The sequence below is a fragment of the Bradyrhizobium oligotrophicum genome, from assembly GCF_051168495.1.
Classification (GTDB): domain Bacteria; phylum Pseudomonadota; class Alphaproteobacteria; order Rhizobiales; family Xanthobacteraceae; genus Bradyrhizobium; species Bradyrhizobium oligotrophicum_A.
This window is the reverse complement of record NZ_JBNPVB010000001.1, coordinates 678,845-697,912: the sequence shown is the minus strand read 5'-3', so window position 1 is coordinate 697,912 and position 19,068 is coordinate 678,845. Positions and strand designations below refer to the sequence as shown.

The window sequence follows — 19,068 nt, the reverse complement described above, 5'->3', positions numbered from 1 at the left end:
TTTGGCCTGCGAGTCGCTTGAGGGCACGACACCTGCGTCGCCTGCCGCCGTCACGCGTCCGCGGTTTGGTCGTCAGCCGCTCTGCGCCAGGACGTCGCGCAACGCGTCCGTCAACCGCGCCAGCTCTGCCTCCGAGCCGATCGTGATGCGCAGATAGTCCGCGATGCGCGGCGCGGTGAAGTGGCGGACCAGCACGGCACGCTCGCGCAGGGCGGCGGCCAGCGCCTGGCCGGAATGCTCAGGATGGCGCGCGAACACGAAATTGGCACTGGACGGGAGGACCTCGAAGCCGAGGCGGACGAGCGCGGCAGTGAGGTCGGCGCGGTTCGCCATGATGGCCGCGCGCGACTGCTGGAAATGGGCCTCGTCCTCGAGCGAGGCGATCGCGCCGGCCTGGGCGGGCCGGCCGAGCGGATAGGAATTGAAACTGTCCTTGACCCGCGTCAGGCCGGCGATGAGTCCGGCATCGCCGATCGCATAGCCGACGCGCAGGCCGGCGAGCGCGCGCGATTTCGACATGGTCTGCACGACCAGGAGATTAGGGTAATCGCGGATCAGCGGGATCGCCGTCTCGGCGCCGAAATCGACATAGGCCTCGTCGATCACGACAGCCGCGTCGCTGCGCGCCGACACCAGCCGCGCGATCTCGGCGCGCGACAGTGCGATCCCCGTCGGCGCATTCGGATTGGCCACGATCAGCGGCCCCGCGCGCTCGAGATAGTCGTCGACGCGGACGCGCATCTCGGCGTCGAGCGGAACGATCGTGTAGGCGATTCCCAGGAGGCGGCAATAGACCGGATAGAAGCTGTAGGTGACGTCGGGAAACAGCAGCGGCGCCGGCTGCTTCAGCAGCGCCGCGAAAGTGTGCGCGAGCACCTCGTCGGAACCATTGCCGACGAACACCTGGTCCGGCGCGACCTCGTGATAGTCGGCGAGCACCTCGCGCAGGCGGTTCGCCTGCGGATCGGGATAAAGGCGCAGCGCATCGGACGCCGCCGCACGGATGGCCTCGACGGCCTTCGGCGACGGCCCGAACGGACTCTCATTGGTGTTGAGCTTGACGAGGCCCGGTATCTGCGGCTGTTCGCCAGGCACATAGGGCGACAGCCCGCGGGCGAGCTCCGACCAGAAGCGGCTCAAGATCGTTCTCCTGCAGACCTGTGACGCCCCAAGCGGCTCATCGACCGGAGGCTTCGGAAGCGTGAATCGGACGCCAGACGTCGCATCGGCACATGGCGCGCCCGGAACGTTTCGAACGCAGTTCCGCAGTTCAAGACCAGCTCCGCGCTCCGCGACGCAATCCTACGCGACGGCGCCACGAAAGCCAAGATTGCCCTGAATTTCAAGGCATTCGTCGCACATCGTCACGCCGAGACGTATGACGCGCCGGGGGCGGCGTGAAGGAAGCCGTTGGTGAACGGAACGTCCGGATAGATTTCGCGCAAACGGCCCGCTGCTGCCTCGGCTTCCACTTCGCCCGCCAGGACCGCCTGGAATTGCCTGGACACCGCGACCATGTCGCAAGCCTGAGGCGACAGCCGCAGCGATCTCACGCCGCTCTGCTTCAGACGACCGAGATCGCCGAGCAGGTTGCAGCAACCATGCGACAGCGTCTGCACACCGTTCATGTTGAGGAACGCTTGATCGTCCAGCGTCGTCACGACGAGGCCGTCCGGATCCCGCTCGCACACGAAGCGGCAATTGTCCTTGGCGAGCTTGTGCAGGCGGGCGTGATAGCAGCGCGCGGAGATCGCCAGCGGCACACGGCCGAACGCGAACACTTCGATCGCTACCTGCGGCAAGGCGGCGGCGATGGCGGCAACCGAGGACAGCGGCAGCTCCGGCGGCAGGCAGATCCGGGTGGCGCCCTGGGCCGCATGAAACGCGGCGCTGGCCTCGTTGTAGACGTTGACGAACGGACCGATCGCATGCGGCCGGCCGGCGATCGCCTTGAGACAGGTGAGGTCGTTGACCTCGACCAGGCCGTTGCCGAACTCGGCGAGGCCGGCCGTCTGCCGGCGCTCGCGCCGCAACGACACCAGGGCCAGCGATCCCAGCATCACCTGCTTGCCGGCCGCTGTGAGCCGTTCGATGACATCAGGCCAATGCGGTTCGAAGAACGGCGCGCGCTTCGAGCAGACGACTTCGCCGACCACGACGCGGTCGATCGGCGCCTCGTCGGCGATGCGAAAGTAGAAGTCCCGCCAGCGCTCCGGCTGCCAATTGTAGAGCACGGGCCCCAAGGTGAGTTGCATTCGCTGCACGTGTCGATCCGCCGCTTTCATTTCGGCCCTAGCGCCAGGTCTTGCGATAGGCGCCCTGGGTGGTGGCCTGCCCTTCAGTGAACGCCGTGAGATCGGCCGCATCGGCCGAACGGCCGGCATCGAGTGCTGCCAGCACGCTGCGAAAATGCCGCACCACGCCGTCGACATAGGCGCGGCCGCGCTGGCGGCCCTCGATCTTGAGCGCCGTGACGCCCGCCTCGCGCAGACCGGCGAGCAGGGTCGTGGCATCGAGACTGACCGGATCCTCGAAGAGGTAGCCCGCACCATGGGTGGTCGAGAAGCGGCCCTTGCACAGCGTCGGATAGCCGGCCGGTTCGTTGCGCCCGAAGCGGTTGATGGTGAAGCCGCCGAGCCGCGAGGTCGTTCCCTGCGGCGTCTCCTGATAGACCACATGGCTGGGCGGCGAGCACACGCCCTGCATGTTCGGCGACTTGCCGGTCGCATAGGACGACAGCGAGCAGCGTCCCTCGGCCATCACGCACAGTCCGCCGAACACGAACACCTCGGTCTCGCAGTCCGTCTCACGGGTGATCTCGGCGATCTCGGGCACGCTCAGCACCCGCGGCAGCACCACGCGGCGGGCGCCGAAATTCTCGACGTAGAACGCAATGGCGTCGACGTTCGCCGCCGCCGCCTGCACCGAGACATGCAGTCGCTGTTCGGGATGACGCCGTGCGGCATAGTCCATCAGCCCGACATCGGCGAGGATCAGGGCGTCGGCGCCGGCCTCCGCGGCATCGTCGACCGCGCGGCGCCACAGGTCGACGGCGCCGGCCCGCGGGAAGGTATTGATCGCGACCAGCACCTTGGCGCCGCGCCGATGCGCAAACGCGATTCCCTCGCGCAGCTGCTCGCGGCTGAAATTCAGCCCCGGAAAGTTGCGTGCATTGGTCTCGTCGGCGAATCCGCAATAGACGGCATCGGCGCCGGCCTCGACCGCGCTCTTCAGCGCCGCCGGCGTCCCTGCCGGACAGATCAGCTCCATCGTCGCATCCCGCTTTCGTTCGTCGTCGATTTCAGGAGGGAGTCGCGCGCGGCTGCGAGCAGGCGCTGCGCGGGTTCGCCGAACGGACCCGCAAGTCCCGCGATCTCGCCGACCAGATCCAGGCCGGCGTCATCGATCGCGTTGCGCAGCGCCAGCACCGACTCGATGTCGCCTTCGATCACCAATTGGCGCGCGAACATCAGCGCATCGCCGTCGAGCCGGCCCTCGACCAGCGCCAACAGATTCACGATCGAGGCCGAGATGGATGCATCGACGTCCGTGGGCAGCTCGCGCACCGCCGCAAGGCGTGGCCGTCCCGGCCCGGCCTGGATCACGAAGGCGAACGGCAGATCGGTCGGCTTGATGCCGAAGCGCTTTCCGCGATGAGAGCCGAGCCGGTCGAACAGCTGCGGATGGCGGCGCAGAATCCCGCGCAGGACGGCGCCCAGCGCGATCTGCAGGGGCAGCAACGGCAATGGCCGCAGCGCTTGCCCGAGCAGCGGCGGCAACAGTGGCAATGACGTCGAGGACGCGTCCCGAAGAGAGCTCATGGCGCAAGCTCTGGCCGGATCGGCGGAAGAAGTATTTGACCCGGAACAAAGATGGCCGCGATTGTTCGAGCTACGAGGCGCTTTTTCAACGGAGCTCTCTCGGTGCGGCGTGATGTCCCTCGTTTCCACGAGCTATCGGATTTCCTGCGCTTTCTCGACGAACGGGGGCAGCTGCGACGTATTCGCGACCGCGTCTCGGTCGTCCACGAGATCACAGAGATCCATCGCCGCGTCATCTCCGCTGACGGACCCGTGCTGCTGTTCGAGCGGCCGATCAAGGCGTGCGGTTCGCTCTCGCCGATGCCGCTGGTCACCAATCTGTTCGGCACCGTCGAGCGGGTGGCCTGGGGAATGGGCGTGCAGCCGGAGCGATTGACCGAGCTCGGCGAGATGATGGCGGAGCTGCGCGCCCCGCAGCCGCCGCGCGACTTCAGGGAGGCGCTGCAGAAGCTGCCGCTGGCGCGCGCGGCGCTGTCGACCCGGCCGAGGCTGCGGTCAGACGCGCCGGTGCATGAATGCATCACGATGGGGGACGACATCGATCTGGGCACGCTGCCGGCCCAGATCTGCTGGCCCGGCGAGCCGGCGCCGCTCTTGACATGGCCGCTCGTCATCACCGTTCCGCCGGACGCGGCGGCCGGCGAGCAGGAGAATGTCGGCGTCTACCGCATGCAGGTGCTCGGCCGTGATCGCGCCATCATGCGCTGGCTCGCCCATCGCGGCGGTGCCCGCCACCATCAGCAATGGCAAGCGCAGGGGCGCGACATGCCGATCGCGATCGTGATCGGCGCCGATCCCGCCACCATCCTCAGCGCCGTGCTGCCGCTGCCCGAGACCATCTCCGAGCTGCGCTTCGCCGGCATCCTGCGCGGCGACCGTCCCGAGCTGGTCGAATGCCTCACCGTGCCGTTGTCGGTGCCGGCGACCGCCGAGATCGTGATCGAGGGCGTCGTGTCGGCCACCGAAACCGCACCGGAGGGGCCCTATGGCGATCACACCGGCTACTACAATGCCGTCGAGAGCTTTCCGGTGCTTCGGGTCACCGCGATCACCACGCGTCGCAACCCGCTCTATCTATCGACGTTCACGGGACGCGCGCCGGACGAGCCGTCCCGGATCGGCGAGGCGCTGAATACCTTGTTCGTTCCGTTGATCCGACGGCAATTCCCGGAGGTCGTCGACTGCCATCTGCCGCCGGAGGCCTGTTCCTACAGGATCGCCGTGGTGGCGATCCGCAAGCGCTATCCCGGCCAAGCGCGGCGCATCATGCTCGGCCTGTGGTCGATGCTGCCGCAGTTCAGCTACACCAAGCTGCTGATCGTGGTCGACCACGACATCGACATCCGCGACTGGCGCGCGGTGATGTGGGCGGTGGCGACGCGCAGCGACTCCTCGCGCGACCTGCTGCCGATTACGGACACGCCGATCGACTACCTCGATTTCGCCTCGCCGAAATCCGGCCTCGGCGGCAAGCTCGGCATCGACGCCACGACCAAGATCGGCGCCGAAACCGAGCGCGCCTGGGGCGAGGTGCTGGCCGTGGACCCCGCCGTGACCGCGCGCGTCGACGCGATGTGGCCGAGCCTCGGCCTCGGCGAAGCCAGCGTCGGTCGAGCGGCCTCGGCATGAGCGGGCGGCACCACATCGTCGTCGGCATCAGCGGCGCATCGGGAGCGGCGATCGGTGCGCGCATCGTCGAACGGCTCGCCGAGCAGCCGCAATGCGCGGTTCATCTCGTGGTCTCGGGTGCTGCCGCGCGCACCTTGCACGAGGAAGTCGGCCCGGACAGCCTGGCACGGCTGCGCGATCTCGCGACGCATACTCATGACGTCAACGACATCGGGGCATGCATCGCCAGCGGCTCGTTTTCCGCAGCCGGCATGATCGTGGCGCCCTGCTCGATCCGTACCCTGTCGGCGATCGCCTGGGGCCAGCTCGACAATCTGCTGGTCCGCGCCGCCGACGTCCAGCTCAAGGAGCGCCGCCGGCTGGTCCTGCTGGTGCGCGAGAGCCCGCTGCATCTCGGCCATCTGCGCGCGATGACGCAGGCCAGCGAGATCGGCGCCATCATCGCGCCGCCGATGCCGGCGTTCTATCTGAAGCCGCAATCGCTCGATGACATCGTCGAGCAGAGCGCCTGCCGCGCCATCAACCTGCTCGCGCTCCCCGGGCTGCGAGCCAACGCGCGGCAGTGGATGGGCTCGGCACCCGCGCCCTCCGACCTCTCATGATCGACGGAAGGCGGCGCAATCAGCGCCGCCTCGCAAACGTCTCCACCACGGTGTCGCGCAGCCAGTTGAGGCCGGCGTCGCTCGTGGCGGGCGACCTATTCCGCCGCATTGATCACCTCGGACGGCTGGGAGGCGTAGTAGGCGGCGGCCTCGTCGATCTCTCGAGCCGTCATGGCACGCGCGACATTGCGCATCTGGGCGCTGATGTCGTTGCGGCGCTGGCCGGATGCGAAGGCCTCCAACTGGGCTTTCAGATAGACCGCGGACTGCCCTTCGAGCCATGGGCTGCCGGGCTTGTTGTCGAGGCTGCCATGGCAGGCGCCGCAGGGCGCGATGCCGCGGCTCGGCGCGCCGTAGACAACGATGCGGGTCGGCTGCAGCTGCGGCCCGGGATGATAGGCCGGCAGCCGCGGCAGATAGGCGTAATAGGCTGCGAGATCGACGATGTCCTGATCGGACAGATTGACAGCGAATGGCGACATCACCGCATTGGTCCGTGCGCCGGAGCGGAAGTCCTCGAGTTGCTTGTAGATCACCGCGCCATATTGGCCGGCCAGATTGGGAGCGTCGGCCCGGCTGATGCCCGTCGGCCCGTGGCAGATGGCGCAGCGCTGCGCCAGCGTCGCACCGCGGCCGATCGATTGCTGGCCGGGACGCGCCATGGTCGCCGCCGTCAGCACGACCTTGGACGTCGGCACCGGCGCCGGCTTGACGGATGCCACGGGCACCGTGTCGCGCGACAGGCCGGCGGCGCTGCAGATCGCGTCCCACAGACCGGCGAATTCCAGCTCGCGCTGCGCGTAGGGCAGCACGACGAAGCCGGTCAGCGCCGTCAACATCAGCAGGCCGAGCGTCAGGCCGACGCTGATCCTGAAATGAGGATTGCGAAACGAAAACAACCCGCCGTCGTTCATCGCTGCGCCCCCACATAGACCGCGGGTACGGAGGTGTCCGACCTCAAGGCGAGGTTGAAGATCGGGACCCCGTAGTTGGTGATGGTCAGCACGATCATCAGCGCAATCCACAGCCCGTGGCTGTTGAGCGCCACCGGCAGCGTGGCGGGGGGATGCAGGGCCCGGCTGAAACGGTAGGCGCCGGCGTCGTGCTGCGGCGTCATCTGGCCGCGGGCCAGGATCACGAGAAACAGCATGCCCGACACCAGCAGGATGACGGCGCCGGCCACCGAAATGACGACCGACAACGCCTCGGGCGCCAGCGCAGGATTGCTGAAATCGAAATACGCCATGCGGCGCGGCATGCCGAGGATGCCGACATAGTGCCACGGGAACGTGGTCACGACCATGCCGACGAACCACAGCCAGAGCTGGATCCGCATCAGCCTGAGATCGGCAAGCGCGCGTCCCGTGAGATGCGGCCAGAGATCATAGGCAATCGCGAAATACATGATGACGATGGCGCCGCCGAAGATCAGATGGAAGTGGCCGGTGATCCACTGCGTGTTGTGGATGGAGGCATCGAGCTGGTAGCTCATGTTGATGAGCCCGCCAGCGCCGCCGAATCCGAGCATGACGAAGGAGAACGTCGCCGCCAGCATCACCGGATTGCCCCAGGGCAGCGCGGTGACCCAGCCCAGCGGGCCGCGACCACCGCGCAGCCGCGCCGCGATCTCCACCGAGGCTGTGATCGTGAACACCGTCAACAAGGTCGGCAGCGCCACCAGCGCGGTGAAGGCGGAATGGATGAACTTGAATCCGGCGCCGACCATCGGATCGGCAAAGACGTGATGGATGCCGATCGGCATCGCCACCACCAGGAACAGGATGAAGGAGATCCGCGCCATGGTGTCGCTGTAGAGCCGGCCGCCGATCGCACGCGGCAGGATCGTGTAGTAGGCGATGTAGCTCGGGACCAGCCAGAAATAGACGATCGCATGCAGGGTCCATGAGAAGAACACACGGGCGAGCCCGGCATCGATGGTCGTCTTCAGGCCGAGCGCGACCGGGATGATCTGCAGCACCAGTTCGAGCGCGGCCCCCACGGCAGTCCAGGCCCAGAGCGAGGCGCCCGCGACATTGGCAAACATCGCCAACGGCACCGGTGCCCCCGGATTGGCCTTCTTCCAGACCCACAGGTTGATCGCCATCAGCGCGACCCAGACCCACGAGCCGACCACGACCAGCACCACGCCGATATAATAGAACGGGCTGCCGATCAGCGGCGGATAGAACGTGTAGAGCACCGAGGCGCGTCCCAGCGAGACCGGAACCATCGCCATGACGGCGCCCACCGCCAGCATGCCGAGCCCGGCCCACGCCCAGCGCACGCCGATCAGGCGCTGCGACAGCGCCGACTCGCTGATGGCATAGCCGAACCCCATCGCGACCAGGGTCGGAAATACATAGGCCATCGCCGTGCCATGGGCCGTCAGCGAGCGATAGTACCATTCGGGATTCGACAGCCAGGTATGCAGCGGGCTGCGGATGAACATCTGCCAGGCGCCGAGCACCAGCGCGAGAGCGAACACCGCGAAGGCCAGCCAGAAATGCGCCAGGATGAGCTTCCTATTCGCCAACACAGCTCAGCCTCCCGCCGCTCTTCGCGCGCTCGGCGAAAGCAGCCTTGTCGATCACCCTCACCTTGCCCCACATGCCTTCGTGCCCGAAGCTGCAGAACTCCTGGCACGGCATCAGATAGTCGCCGGTCCTGGCAAAGCGCATGAACTGCTCCGAGATATAGCCGGGCACCAGCATGGTATTGACGTTGGTGCCCTGGACCAAAATCCCGTGCACGACGTCGGCGCTGGTTGCGCGCAGGGTGATCGGGGTGTCCGCAGGCACCAGGATGCAGGCCGGCGTGAAGGAATATTGCTGGCCGATTGCACGCACCGTCACCGAGCCGTCGGCTTCGAGCTCGCTGCCGAGATTGGCCTCGACGAACTCGCCCGCGAGATGCAGCCGCGCCGGATCGGCGGTTTCGACGCGGGCCTGCGGCATGGTCGCCCGGTGCAAGCCCGCGACCGCCGCGAGCAAGGTCATCACGATGATGATGACGATCGAGATCATGGCCCAGTTGCGCTCTGTGCGGGCCGCGACCGCGGCACCGTCGTGGCGCTCATGCACGCTCATTGCAATGCTCCACGCGGCAGGAACACGAACAGATAGAAGGCCAGCCACAGCGCGACGACGATGGCGGTGGCGATACCGGCAACGATCAGCGCACCGTGCGGGCCGGCGGCAACGATGCGTCCGACGGACTGGTCGTCAGGCGCGTCTCGCTCGGAAGGATCGGAATTGAGCATGGTCTCCTCAATCGAGCGGCGCGGAGCGCAGTTCGTTGGCCTCGCGGGCGCTGACCGGCGCACCGCGATTGCCCCAGGACGTGCGGATATAGCTGACCACGGCGGCAATCTCGTTGTCCGACAGAAGGCCGGCGAAAGGCGGCATGCCGTAGGGTCTCGGATTGCCCTTGGTGCCCGGCGGATAGCCGCCGTTCAGCACCATGCGGATCGGATTGACGGCCGACGACATCTCGATCGACTGGTTGTTGGCGAGCGGCGGCCAGTGCGGCGGCCTGCCCTCGCCCTGCGTGCCATGGCAGCTCGCGCAACGCGAATCGTAGACGGTCTTGCCGAGGCTGATCAGGAGACTGCTCTCGCTGCCCGGCAGGGAAGACACCGGCGGCGCCTTCGGCGACGGCTCGGCGATGCCTTTCAGATAAACCGCCATCGCGCGGGCGTCGTCGTCGGTGAGATATTGCAGGCTGTTATGAACGACCTCGGCCATCGGACCGTAGACCACGCCGCGATTCGACACGCCGGTCTGCAGCAGATCCGTAATGTCCTTGATGCTCCAGTCGCCGAGCCCCGCCTCCCGGTTCGATGTCAGCGACGGTGCGTACCAGTTCTGCATCGGGATCAGGCCGCCCTTGAAGGCGTCCGACTGCGAACTGCCGCCGAGCGCATTGATCGGCGAATGGCACATGCCGCAATGGCCGAGCCCCTCGACGAGATAGGCACCGCGATTCCACTCGGCGGACTTGGAAGGATCGTTCCTGTACTCGCCTTCACGGAAGAACAGGGTGCGCCAGCCCAGGATCAACTCCCGGTTATTGTAGGGAAAGCGCAGGTCGTGGTCGCGGTTCTTCTGAGCAACGGCCGGGATCGATTTCAGGTAGGCGAGGATCGCATCGCTGTCGGCCCGCGTCACCTTGGTGTAGGAGGCGAATGGCATCGCCGGATAGATCAGGCCGCCATCGGGAAAACGGCCGGAATGCATCGTTCTGTAGAAATCGTCGGCGCTCCACTTGCCGATGCCGGTTTCGGCATCTGGCGTGATGTTGGAGCTGTAGAGCGCGCCGAACGGCGTCGCCATGGCGCGTCCGCCGGCGAACGGCCGTCCCTCCGGGGCGGTGTGGCAAGCGATGCAGTCGCCGACCCGCGCCAGATATTCGCCACGTGCCACGATGTCGTTGCTTCTGGCCGTCCTGTCCTGCTGCGCATGGAGACCAGGCGTCGCGAACAGGGACACCAGCAGCACCGACAGGAGATGGAACATCCGTTGCATGATCCCGCTCCTCAATTCGGCGCGCTGCCGCAGGAGAACGGCAGGGCATAGGCTCCCTTCGGCGATGGCGCCGCGTTCTCGGACACAGGCAGGGTCGCGAGATAGGCCGCGACCGCCGTCACATCAGCCTCGGTCAGCCTCGCCGCCACCCGCTGCATGCAGTCCGGCGCCTTGGCCGTGCGGGTGCCGTAGCGCCAGGCGCCGAGCTGGGCGCTGACGTAACTGGGCCGCAGCCCGAGCAGGCCGGGGATGCCGGGCTCCATGCCGGTCAGGCCCGGACCATGACAACTGGCACAGGCCGGGATCTGCGCGGCCGCATCGCCGCCGCTCACCAGCGCCTCGCCGCGCCGCAGAACGTCGCCGCTCGCCTCGCTCGTGACGGGTTGCGGCAGCGGCGGACGCTGGCTGGCGAAATAGTCCGCCATCTCCTGAAGATAGGAATCGGGCAGGAATTCCAGCAGATAATTCATCGGCGGATATTTGCGCCGGCCGCCGCGGAACGCGAGCAGCTGATTGTAGAGATAGCCGGCCGGCTTGCCGGCGAGACGTGGGAAGTAGACGTCGCTCGTCCCCTCGCCCTTGTTGCCGTGGCAGGGCGTGCACGCCTCGACGCGCGCCGCCATCGTGTCCGGCGGCTGACCGACGCTCTGCGATCGTGCGGGCGACATCTGAAGCCCCACGGCAAGAAGCAGGCCGACCGTCAACAGGCGCAGTGCAATGCGAATCCTGGATGACGGCTTCTCGTATGGGATCGTCTGGAAGGCGGAATCGTGAGTCTCTACTGACATCTGGTCGAAGCCTTGTTTTCCGGCCCCTGCTCCGTCGGTTTTCGTGTTCGAGATCGGCAGCTGCCGATTCAGGACCGCCGCGGCCGGCAATGTCCCGCCCGCGACGTTGATGGATCGTGACGACTTCGGAACATGACGGCGCAGCAGCGCCGCCATTCAGCTTCATCCGCCTGACGGGCGCACGCTCGGCGTCCGGCAGGATGCCCGTCCCTCGATAGCCTCGTGGCGAAAATGACCACCAGCCCCGGCAGGGCGACATCAGCCCGAGAGTGCCCCGTGAGAAATTCCGGGCCACCCTGCATCTTCATTGAGCGGTTCGTTGCCTGCGCATCATCAACGAGAAAATTCAGCAGGCTATGAACGGCGGAAACGTCCCGTCCGCATGTTGCGAGATTGGAATTGGCCTCAGAGTAGCTCACTCCCTCGACGAGGGCACCTGGACCATGGCATCATGCGTCAAGGCGACGCGCTTTCATCATCATCGAGCCGGCGTTCTGGTAGCCCGCGCCCTGAACGCGGCCCGAAGACGTGTCCTTCACGCACGTGAGCCCGTCATTGGTCCGCGTCGCTCATCGCGAACTCTTTTCTGGCGAGTTGGAACCTGCGCTCACGTCCTCCAATCGCGTCAAGGGAAATATGACATTCCTACAATGAACACTTAAGTCCGATTTCTTCCTCCGAAGGCACCCGGTGATTGCCGTCGGATCGGGAATGAATGAGCTGCATAGACGAAACACGTCCGGCGTGCAGGCCTCCCGCTCCTCCGACGTTCCTTGAGCAACGAGAGGCGTCACCAAAACTAGCAGAACGCCCGCGGCACACACAAGAGTGCTCGTTCGCTGCAACGCGCCTTTCATCCTCGTTGGCCCGAGCATCGACACCAGGCCGCGCCGATCGCGCGCGTCGACATGCAGGTCGATCGTCATCGCATCCTTCATTCGTACAGCCCCTTCTGCTTGACCATCATTTGGCGCGGGCGCGAGGTGCCGGCGGCTCGAGCATGACTTGCTTGAGATCGTTGCCCGCGACGCACACGATCACGAACTGCAGCCGGCCTCGTTCGACCATGAGCCCGGCACTAATGGCTCTTCCGCGGGTATTTCGCTCAGCCACGATCACCGCGTCCGACAGTTCCTGCCGAACCGCGCCCAGCCTAGCGAGCAGCTCGCGATCAGGCTTTGCCAGATCGGCGAGGGCGGACCCCGCCTCGGTGTTGATCGTAGCCCCGGTATGTGCATCGACGACGTCCTGCCACAGACGATTTCCTCTCTGCGTCCTGATCTGGTAGGTCGAGACGCCGGCTTCGCTGTCGAAACTCGCGTCCACTGCGCGAGATCCGCCGCGGCGATCCTGGACGATCGCGAGTGCTTCGCGCAGGGATACCGGGGCGGCCTTGAACCTATCGATTTCGACCTGACGCGCGTCCACCTCCGACACCGCGCCGCTTGGCACGGACTCCTCGACCGACGCGTCCGTATGCGCGCGCCCGATATCGGCATGCGCCGCTGTCGCCGTCACCAGCGTCAGCGCAGCAAGGCCCGCTCGCAACAGGGGCCGCATGTTCGTCGGAGCCCTGCCTTGCGTGATATGGCGCGGGGATTGTCCAATACGTCCAGGTTTCATCGCTACAGACTTCTCGACATGTTGCTTCGTGCTGACTGACCGGTCCGCGACCAGGACGATGGGAGGCGCGAAACGAAGAGGCGTGACATAGTCCATCTCGAACGTTCCTGCCGTCACGCCCGCCGCGACCTCGGCCAAGCCCCCGCGGATTCCATGGCGCCTACGACGGCGGCCGCTTTCGGGCATGCTCACGCGCATACATACCTGGCGTGTGTCCGACGTAGTGTTTGAAACGACGCGTGAAATGGCTTTGATCCGCGAAGCCCGCGGTCAGCGCGACCTCGGCGAGCGACATCTCGGCACGAAGGATCAAGTCCTTGGTACGCTCGATTCGCGTGCGCTCCAGGTAGGCGATCGGAGACAACCCAAAGTGCTTCTTGAAGAGGCGGGTCAAGTGGAAGCGGCTAATCCCCGAAGCGTCGGCAAGATCGGCCAGCGAGATTCTCGTGTCCGGCGGCTGCCTCATGAACTCCAGAGCCCTGCGGATGGCGGCGACGTTGCTTCCAGCAACACCGCCATACGCTTCGGACGATGCGCCATAGCTGCGCAGCAGATGTGCCGACAGCGTCATGGTGAGAGATCCGATCAGGAGGTCCTGTGTTAAATGAGGCGGCCGCTGCAGTTCGGATAAAAAGATCGCGCCAAGGCGTTCGACGAACTGGTCCTGGGCGCGGAAGACATTTGCCAGTTCAGGCCGCGCATACGCGCCGTTCCTTCCGAGCTCTTCTGCCGCCTCGATCAGATGATCGACCGACAGCCCGATGCGCAGGTGAGACGGCAAACGGCCGCGGAACGTCGCCGTATGGCCGGCAGGGATCATCGACATGTCGCCGGGTCTCAACGGGCCTTCCACGCACTGACCCAGACGCTGCTGGAGGATGTACGACGAATGATCTCGTGCAATCAATATGACATGATGGTCACGAGGCGGCATCGGCTCGGCGTCGGTAGCGTGAAACGGGCCGTACTCTTCCAACCAAATTCCGTCCCAGCCCCGCCCTTCGCTCGTTGCCAGTTGCGGACGCTCACCAACCTGCGCTCGCGACAGGTGGGTGCTGCAGATCCCAGCCCTTTCGTGTCGAACTCTCATGAGCATTTCGTGCGGACCTTCGCGGCTCGGCGCGTTCATTGACATTGCCGAGCTTGTATCGCGGGCGACTTTTGCCTGTGAAGGCTCAAAACGGACAGAAGACAGACCAAAACGGACAAGCCAGCCACGACTCACAAGATCAGCCGTCCCTGACATCGCGATGTCGACTCGTGCCGCCGTTCGCGATGCTCCACGTAAGGTCGACCATCAAGAGGATTTGCGGTCTAGCCCGAGATCATGCTCCAGACTTCGGCAACACCAATCAATAGTTGCATCCATCGTCGATCGATGCTCGGCGGAATTGCAAACCTCTCGACGCGTCACCCACGGTCAGGCGACCAGCCCGGCCCGCACGCGCAACAACCGGACCAGGCCACGGACGGTGCGCAATGGACGCCCGCGGCTGGTGCGGTCCTGACGGCCGCGACCTTCGTCACGTTGACGCCGGGACGCCCTGATCTTGATTGTCATGTGCTCTCGCCTTGATTGTCGCGACGCACACCCCTAAAAACGCCGTCGGCGGGGGCATCACCGGCAACCTCATCATCGCGTCCGGCCGCACCGCATTTCGACGCCAGGTTGGGCGCAATCCATTTCAGTTGAAGGGGCGAGATCATTGCGACAGCCCAGCACGTCTTCGCGCCGACATGGCTCGGACGACATCGGGACGACGGACACCTCTGCTGTTGGAATACACGAGCGGCTCTACATGCCGACCAAGCTCGCGTCGGTCTACGACGCGCTGGTCCATCAAGGCCACGCGCCGGCAGACGCGTTGAAGGGCACCGATCTGAACGTCCAGGACGTTCATTCGCCCGATACGCGGATTTCCCTCAGCCAGTTGATGACGGCCTATCGGAACGCCATCCGGCTGTCGACCGACCCACATCTCGCTTATCGCATTGGCCAGACGGTTCACGTATCGGCTTACGGGATGTACGGGTATGCCATCCTGTGCAGTCCGGACTTTCGGACAGCCTGCGATTTCGCGCTGCGCTACCACGTGCTGGCCACGCCCCTGGCGATGGTTCGTCTCGAGGAAGACGGTGAGCTGGCGACCTGGACCATCGAACCCAACGCGCACACGTTGGACGACCAGCCCCTCTATCGTTTCGTGCTCGAGAAGCAGATCGGCGTTCATATCTCCCTGATGCGGGACCTCATGGGTCCCGCATTCGTGCCGCAGGAAATTCATCTGAAATATGCAACCGGCTTCGGCATCAGCTCGAGCGAGGTGGGTTGCGAAGTTCGCTACTCGCGCCAGGCGAACGAGATCGTTTTCCAGACCAAATGGCTCGACGAGAGGGCGACTTTCGGCAACAGGACGACCTATTCACATGTGGTCGACGTCTGCAACAAGCTCCTTGCCGATCTCGCGTTGCGCGCCGGCGCCGCCGGGCAGATCCGTGAGATCCTGTTGCGCGACATTGCCGATCCTCCCGCATTCAGTTCGATTGCGCGCCGCCTCGGCTCGAATGAACGGTCGCTTCGACGGGCGCTCGAACGGCAAGGTCTCTCCTTCAGAGGGCTACGCGATGAACTGAGGAGCCGTTTGGCATTGGAATATCTCCGCGGTACCGCCCTCACGAACGACGACATCGCGGTCGCATTGGGTTTCAGCGATGGAGCTGCATTCAGGCGTGCATTCCAACGCTGGACAAAAAAAACGCCAAACCAGATCAGAAACGAACCGAGCGAAACGACGGATGGACGGTCACGCATCCGGTGACCCACCCTATCGCCCGATCCAGACGGTCATGCCGGGCTCCAGCTCCGCCATGTCGTTCGAAGGATCGACACGCAGCCGCAAGGTGCTTCGATCATGATCGCCGACCACCCTTCGCGCCTGCCATGTCGCGAACGCTCCGAGTCGCCGCAGTTCCGTCACACGCCCCGTGAGCGTCCCTCCGGTCCTGCCCACATTGACGTCCTTGCCAACCGTCAGGCCATCGAGGTCGTCTTCGCGCAGGTTGAAAGACAGCCACTCCTTGCCGGTTGCTTCGATCGTCAGGACGGCCTGACCCGCACGGATGTTTTCCCCCACTTCCGCGGCGACGACGCTCACCACGCCATCCGCCGGCGCACGCAAGACCATCTTGTCCAGCCTGCGCTCGAGCACCACAAGCGCGGCGGATGCGGCTCGCACCTGCGAATCCGCAATCGCACGTTCCTCCGGCGTCGGCCCGGCCACGGCCGCCTCGTAATTGGCCCGTGCTCGAGCGACATCCGCGGCCGCGATGTCGGAGTCGTTCTGGACCTGGTCGAGAGCCTGCTGTGACTCGAAATTTTGACGAGCCAGCGTGCTCGTCCGCGTCAACTGGGCTTGGACATAGTCGAGGCGAGCACCAGCCTTGGCAATTTCGCTCTTCAGCGAATCGATCTGCTCGCGGCGAACCCCGGCATGGACGTGGTCACGGTTCGCCGCCGCCAACGCCAGGGCGGCGCGCGCCTGGTCGAGCTGGGCCGTCAATTCCATGGCCGACAGTGTCGCCACGACATCCCCCGCACGGACGCGTGCCCCCTTTCGGACGCTCATCGAGGCGAGCCGTCCGCCCAGCTCCGGTTCGATGCTGAGTTCGGTTGCGCGCACGACGCCTACGATCGGCGGCGCCGACTCGTCCAACCTCATGTCGTAGATGACGATGCCGGCAAGAAGCGCAGCGACGATGGCGGCCAGCAAGGCACGCTTAAGCTTGGGCATTTGCCAGCCTCTTCTTGGCCACGAACGCGGAGATCACAGCAAGACCAAAATAGACCACCGTCAGACACCACAGCCCGAGCCAGCTTGACGTGACCTCCCACAGGCTCGCGCCCAGCTGATTGATGCGGACCAGACCGTCGATCGCGAAATCGACCGGAAAGATACGCCCAAAGACAAGCGCAACATCCGGGATCGCTTCGCGCGGCCACGCAAAGCCGGTCGTGAAGAACTGCGGCAAGCTCGTCGCCAACAGCAGCAGAGTCGCGTTTTCCGGTCTGGTGAACGCCGTCCCAATGGCCTGCCCCAGGAAGCTCGTCGCAAGCAGAAACAGCGATGCGAGCGCGAATAATTGCGGAACATCACCAAGAGTCGAAAAGCCGTACACGTGCGGAAGGACGATCAGATAGAGCGCAAGCGCCGGCAGATAGATCGTCAGATGTGCGACGCCGCGGCCGGCCACCCCGGCGACGATGCCGCCGCCGCCCCCGTTCAGCGCCGCGCGTGTCAGCATCGCCACCCCGATCAACAGCGTTTGCTGGAGGATGAGCGTGAACGCCGCCGGAACGATATAGCTGGCGTAGCCGCCCACCGGATTGAACACCGGCTGCAGCAGGACGTCCGCGGGGCTTATCGCCGCCAGCTTCGCCTTGACGAGGCTGCCATCCGCGCGGCCGCCGCGGGATATCAGCTCGGACGTCAAACTGCCGATTGCGGCGGCGACCCCACCTGCGGTCGACCTGAAGATGAACAGGTAGGTCGCATCGGCGTAGACGGGAATGTGAACATTGATGCCCTTGAGCAGATCGCGCTCGGTGCCGGGCGGCACTTCGACGGCCGCGAAGGCCCGCCCGCGGTCGATGTCCGCACGCGCCTCGGCGAGCGTTTGCGGCCGAGAGGCAACCCTCAATGCACCACTCGCATCCAGCGTCTCCACGATCTGACGGCTGATGTCGCTCATATCGTTGTCGACGACCGCGATCGGGAGCTTTCGCAGGATCTGGTTGAGATAGGGCTGCGGATAGTAGATGCCGTAGATGAGCGGAGCGAGAACGAAGATGGTGAATGCGCTCCGATTGCCCAGCACGCGCCGCCACTCGGCCAGGAATGCACCGCCGACCCCGGGCGAGCTCGCGTCGACCTCCGGCTGTTTCGGTGCGCCGTCCGTCTCAAACCAATGGCTGCGGATCAGGCTCCTGATGCGCAGCCATGCGAGCGTGCCATATAGCGCCGTCAGGCCCGCGAGCACCGCAAACGGAAACGCCGATTCCGAGACCGGAAGCCCCCGCGCCGCCTGCTCCAGCAATATCGACATGTACCAGCGCAGCGGCAACGCCGCACTCCAGCACTGCGCGAAGGCGTTCATGCCGCTGATCGGGAAGCCGACGCCCGCGTAGCCGAAGGCGGGCGACACGAATAGTCCGGCCAATCCCAGCCCCGTCGCCAAATCACGCGCTACCAACTGCAGCAGCGCGCCGAGCGAGAGATAGGAAACGATCAGCAGCAGGCTCGAAGCGATCATCATCGGCAGATCGCCCTTGAACGGGATCTCGAGCACACCTTCCAGAAGCAACGGCTCCACCCACATGATCGAGGCGAATATGCCGACCAGCGGAGCGAGCTTCCCGGCCAGGGCAACGATCGGGTTGCCGCCGGCACACGCGATCCATTCCCGCGCGTTTCGCCTGCGAAATTCGGATCCGACCGAATACCCGCCTGCGAGGGTGATGATCGCGTGCAGCACCATCGGCAGCAGGGTCCGCAGCAGAAACTGGGCGTAGTTCTTCTGCGGATTGACGAGCGTGATCGTCTCACTCACGAGCGTGCCGATGGAAGCTGGCGCAGGGGCCGCCCGGCTGGCGGGAGCAGCCGCAGCTGCGGCGGCAGACAAGGCATCGCTGAGGCCGGAAGAGGCGATTCCCGCCGCCGTCAGGAACTGCTGGTTATAGAACCCGACGACCTGCGGCCGCCGCTGAGCCTGCAGGTCTCGTTCGAAATTCGGAGGAATGTAGACCGCGGAGATCGACTTGCCGGAGCGCAAATCAGCCACCGCATCCGACAACGTCGCAGACCGGTCGACGATCCGTAGACTCGGAGATGCTGCGATGTATTCGGCCACCGCATGCGAGGCATCCGACCTGTCTTCGTCGACGACCGTCACGCCAAGCCCGCGAATGACGGAGTGGCTGAACACGATCGTGAGAACCAGGAACGCAAAGAGAGGGACGGCGAAGATCAGGATCAGAGCGACCCGATCATGAAGCAACCATCGGCACTCTCGCCGTGCGACACAC

General features: G+C 65.3%; 17 protein-coding genes. 3 read left to right on the top strand and 14 right to left on the bottom strand.

Annotated features, from left to right (window positions below; all coding sequences use genetic code 11):
- Positions 1-72 precede the first annotated feature (72 nt).
- From hisC to ubiT, 4 genes are all read right to left on the bottom strand, one after another.
- A complete protein-coding gene (hisC, locus tag ACQR1B_RS02985) occupies positions 73-1,140 on the bottom strand; it encodes a histidinol-phosphate transaminase (RefSeq protein WP_434831315.1) in 1,068 nt (355 codons plus the stop codon).
- 224 nt (positions 1,141-1,364) lie between these two features.
- The gene (gene ubiV / locus ACQR1B_RS02980) at positions 1,365-2,255 is read right to left on the bottom strand and encodes a ubiquinone anaerobic biosynthesis protein UbiV (RefSeq protein WP_434831603.1); all 891 of its coding nucleotides are present in this window, start codon (positions 2,253-2,255) and stop codon (positions 1,365-1,367) included.
- A gap of 37 nt (positions 2,256-2,292) precedes the next feature.
- Entirely contained in the window at positions 2,293-3,270 is a 978-nt protein-coding gene (gene ubiU, locus ACQR1B_RS02975) for a ubiquinone anaerobic biosynthesis protein UbiU (protein ID WP_434831316.1), read from the bottom strand.
- On the bottom strand, positions 3,261-3,950 hold the full coding sequence (gene ubiT, locus ACQR1B_RS02970) for a ubiquinone anaerobic biosynthesis accessory factor UbiT (RefSeq protein WP_434831317.1): 690 nt from the start codon (positions 3,948-3,950) through the stop codon (positions 3,261-3,263). Before ubiT ends, ubiU begins: the two co-directional genes overlap by 10 nt.
- Between ubiT and ACQR1B_RS02965 the strand changes: the two genes are divergently transcribed.
- Positions 3,873-5,450, top strand: a complete 1,578-nt coding sequence (locus ACQR1B_RS02965; RefSeq protein WP_434831318.1) for a UbiD family decarboxylase — start codon at positions 3,873-3,875, stop codon at positions 5,448-5,450. The genes ubiT and ACQR1B_RS02965 overlap by 78 nt on opposite strands.
- Positions 5,447-6,052 carry a UbiX family flavin prenyltransferase gene (locus tag ACQR1B_RS02960; RefSeq protein ID WP_434831319.1) on the top strand — a complete coding sequence of 202 codons (606 nt, stop codon included), beginning with the start codon at positions 5,447-5,449 and terminating at the stop codon, positions 6,050-6,052. Before ACQR1B_RS02965 ends, ACQR1B_RS02960 begins: the two co-directional genes overlap by 4 nt.
- Positions 6,053-6,147: 95 nt before the next feature.
- On the opposite strand, the gene ACQR1B_RS02955 is transcribed toward ACQR1B_RS02960, so the two are convergent.
- The 8 genes from ACQR1B_RS02955 to ACQR1B_RS02920 form a co-directional block, all read right to left on the bottom strand.
- Positions 6,148-6,966: a c-type cytochrome gene (locus ACQR1B_RS02955; protein WP_434831320.1), complete on the bottom strand. Its 819-nt coding sequence runs from the start codon at positions 6,964-6,966 to the stop codon at positions 6,148-6,150.
- Positions 6,963-8,588, bottom strand: a complete 1,626-nt coding sequence (locus ACQR1B_RS02950) for a b(o/a)3-type cytochrome-c oxidase subunit 1 (RefSeq protein ID WP_434831321.1) — start codon at positions 8,586-8,588, stop codon at positions 6,963-6,965. The genes ACQR1B_RS02955 and ACQR1B_RS02950 overlap by 4 nt, the downstream gene beginning before the upstream one ends.
- On the bottom strand, positions 8,575-9,138 hold the full coding sequence (locus tag ACQR1B_RS02945; RefSeq protein ID WP_434831322.1) for a cytochrome C oxidase subunit II: 564 nt from the start codon (positions 9,136-9,138) through the stop codon (positions 8,575-8,577). The genes ACQR1B_RS02950 and ACQR1B_RS02945 overlap by 14 nt, the downstream gene beginning before the upstream one ends.
- Positions 9,135-9,311 carry a hypothetical protein gene (locus ACQR1B_RS02940; protein ID WP_434831323.1) on the bottom strand — a complete coding sequence of 59 codons (177 nt, stop codon included), beginning with the start codon at positions 9,309-9,311 and terminating at the stop codon, positions 9,135-9,137. Before ACQR1B_RS02940 ends, ACQR1B_RS02945 begins: the two co-directional genes overlap by 4 nt.
- Positions 9,312-9,318: 7 nt before the next feature.
- Entirely contained in the window at positions 9,319-10,575 is a 1,257-nt protein-coding gene (locus ACQR1B_RS02935) for a c-type cytochrome (RefSeq protein WP_434831324.1), read from the bottom strand.
- Positions 10,576-10,586: 11 nt separating this feature from the next.
- Entirely contained in the window at positions 10,587-11,243 is a 657-nt protein-coding gene (locus ACQR1B_RS02930) for a c-type cytochrome (RefSeq protein ID WP_434831325.1), read from the bottom strand.
- Positions 11,244-12,326: 1,083 nt separating this feature from the next.
- Entirely contained in the window at positions 12,327-13,124 is a 798-nt protein-coding gene (locus ACQR1B_RS02925; protein WP_434831326.1) for a PepSY domain-containing protein, read from the bottom strand.
- 22 nt (positions 13,125-13,146) lie between these two features.
- A complete protein-coding gene (locus ACQR1B_RS02920; RefSeq protein WP_434831327.1) occupies positions 13,147-14,115 on the bottom strand; it encodes a helix-turn-helix domain-containing protein in 969 nt (322 codons plus the stop codon).
- 670 nt (positions 14,116-14,785) lie between these two features.
- Here ACQR1B_RS02920 and ACQR1B_RS02915 point away from each other — a divergent pair.
- Positions 14,786-15,805, top strand: coding sequence for an AraC family transcriptional regulator (locus ACQR1B_RS02915; protein ID WP_434831328.1), 1,020 nt, complete (start codon positions 14,786-14,788; stop codon positions 15,803-15,805).
- Positions 15,806-15,811: 6 nt separating this feature from the next.
- Here ACQR1B_RS02915 and ACQR1B_RS02910 read toward each other — a convergent pair whose 3' ends face one another.
- Entirely contained in the window at positions 15,812-16,777 is a 966-nt protein-coding gene (locus tag ACQR1B_RS02910; protein ID WP_434831329.1) for an HlyD family secretion protein, read from the bottom strand.
- Positions 16,764-19,040 (bottom strand): ABC transporter permease, encoded by a 2,277-nt coding sequence (locus ACQR1B_RS02905; RefSeq protein WP_434831330.1) that lies wholly within the window; start codon positions 19,038-19,040, stop codon positions 16,764-16,766. The genes ACQR1B_RS02910 and ACQR1B_RS02905 overlap by 14 nt, the downstream gene beginning before the upstream one ends.
- Positions 19,041-19,068 lie beyond the last annotated feature (28 nt).

Excerpts from the sequence above, each read along its gene's own strand:
- ubiV (WP_434831603.1), bottom strand. The coding sequence starts at position 2,255 with ATGCAACTCACCTTGGGGCCCGTGCTCTACAATTGGCAGCCGGAGCGC.
- ubiU (WP_434831316.1), bottom strand. The coding sequence starts at position 3,270 with ATGGAGCTGATCTGTCCGGCAGGGACGCCGGCGGCGCTGAAGAGCGCG.
- ACQR1B_RS02965 (WP_434831318.1), top strand. The coding sequence starts at position 3,873 with ATGGCCGCGATTGTTCGAGCTACGAGGCGCTTTTTCAACGGAGCTCTC.
- ACQR1B_RS02960 (WP_434831319.1), top strand. The coding sequence starts at position 5,447 with ATGAGCGGGCGGCACCACATCGTCGTCGGCATCAGCGGCGCATCGGGA.
- ACQR1B_RS02955 (WP_434831320.1), bottom strand. The coding sequence starts at position 6,966 with ATGAACGACGGCGGGTTGTTTTCGTTTCGCAATCCTCATTTCAGGATC.
- ACQR1B_RS02945 (WP_434831322.1), bottom strand. The coding sequence starts at position 9,138 with ATGAGCGTGCATGAGCGCCACGACGGTGCCGCGGTCGCGGCCCGCACA.
- ACQR1B_RS02940 (WP_434831323.1), bottom strand. The coding sequence starts at position 9,311 with ATGCTCAATTCCGATCCTTCCGAGCGAGACGCGCCTGACGACCAGTCC.
- ACQR1B_RS02935 (WP_434831324.1), bottom strand. The coding sequence starts at position 10,575 with ATGCAACGGATGTTCCATCTCCTGTCGGTGCTGCTGGTGTCCCTGTTC.
- ACQR1B_RS02930 (WP_434831325.1), bottom strand. The coding sequence starts at position 11,243 with ATGTCGCCCGCACGATCGCAGAGCGTCGGTCAGCCGCCGGACACGATG.
- ACQR1B_RS02920 (WP_434831327.1), bottom strand. The coding sequence starts at position 14,115 with ATGAACGCGCCGAGCCGCGAAGGTCCGCACGAAATGCTCATGAGAGTT.
- ACQR1B_RS02915 (WP_434831328.1), top strand. The coding sequence starts at position 14,786 with ATGCCGACCAAGCTCGCGTCGGTCTACGACGCGCTGGTCCATCAAGGC.
- ACQR1B_RS02910 (WP_434831329.1), bottom strand. The coding sequence starts at position 16,777 with ATGCCCAAGCTTAAGCGTGCCTTGCTGGCCGCCATCGTCGCTGCGCTT.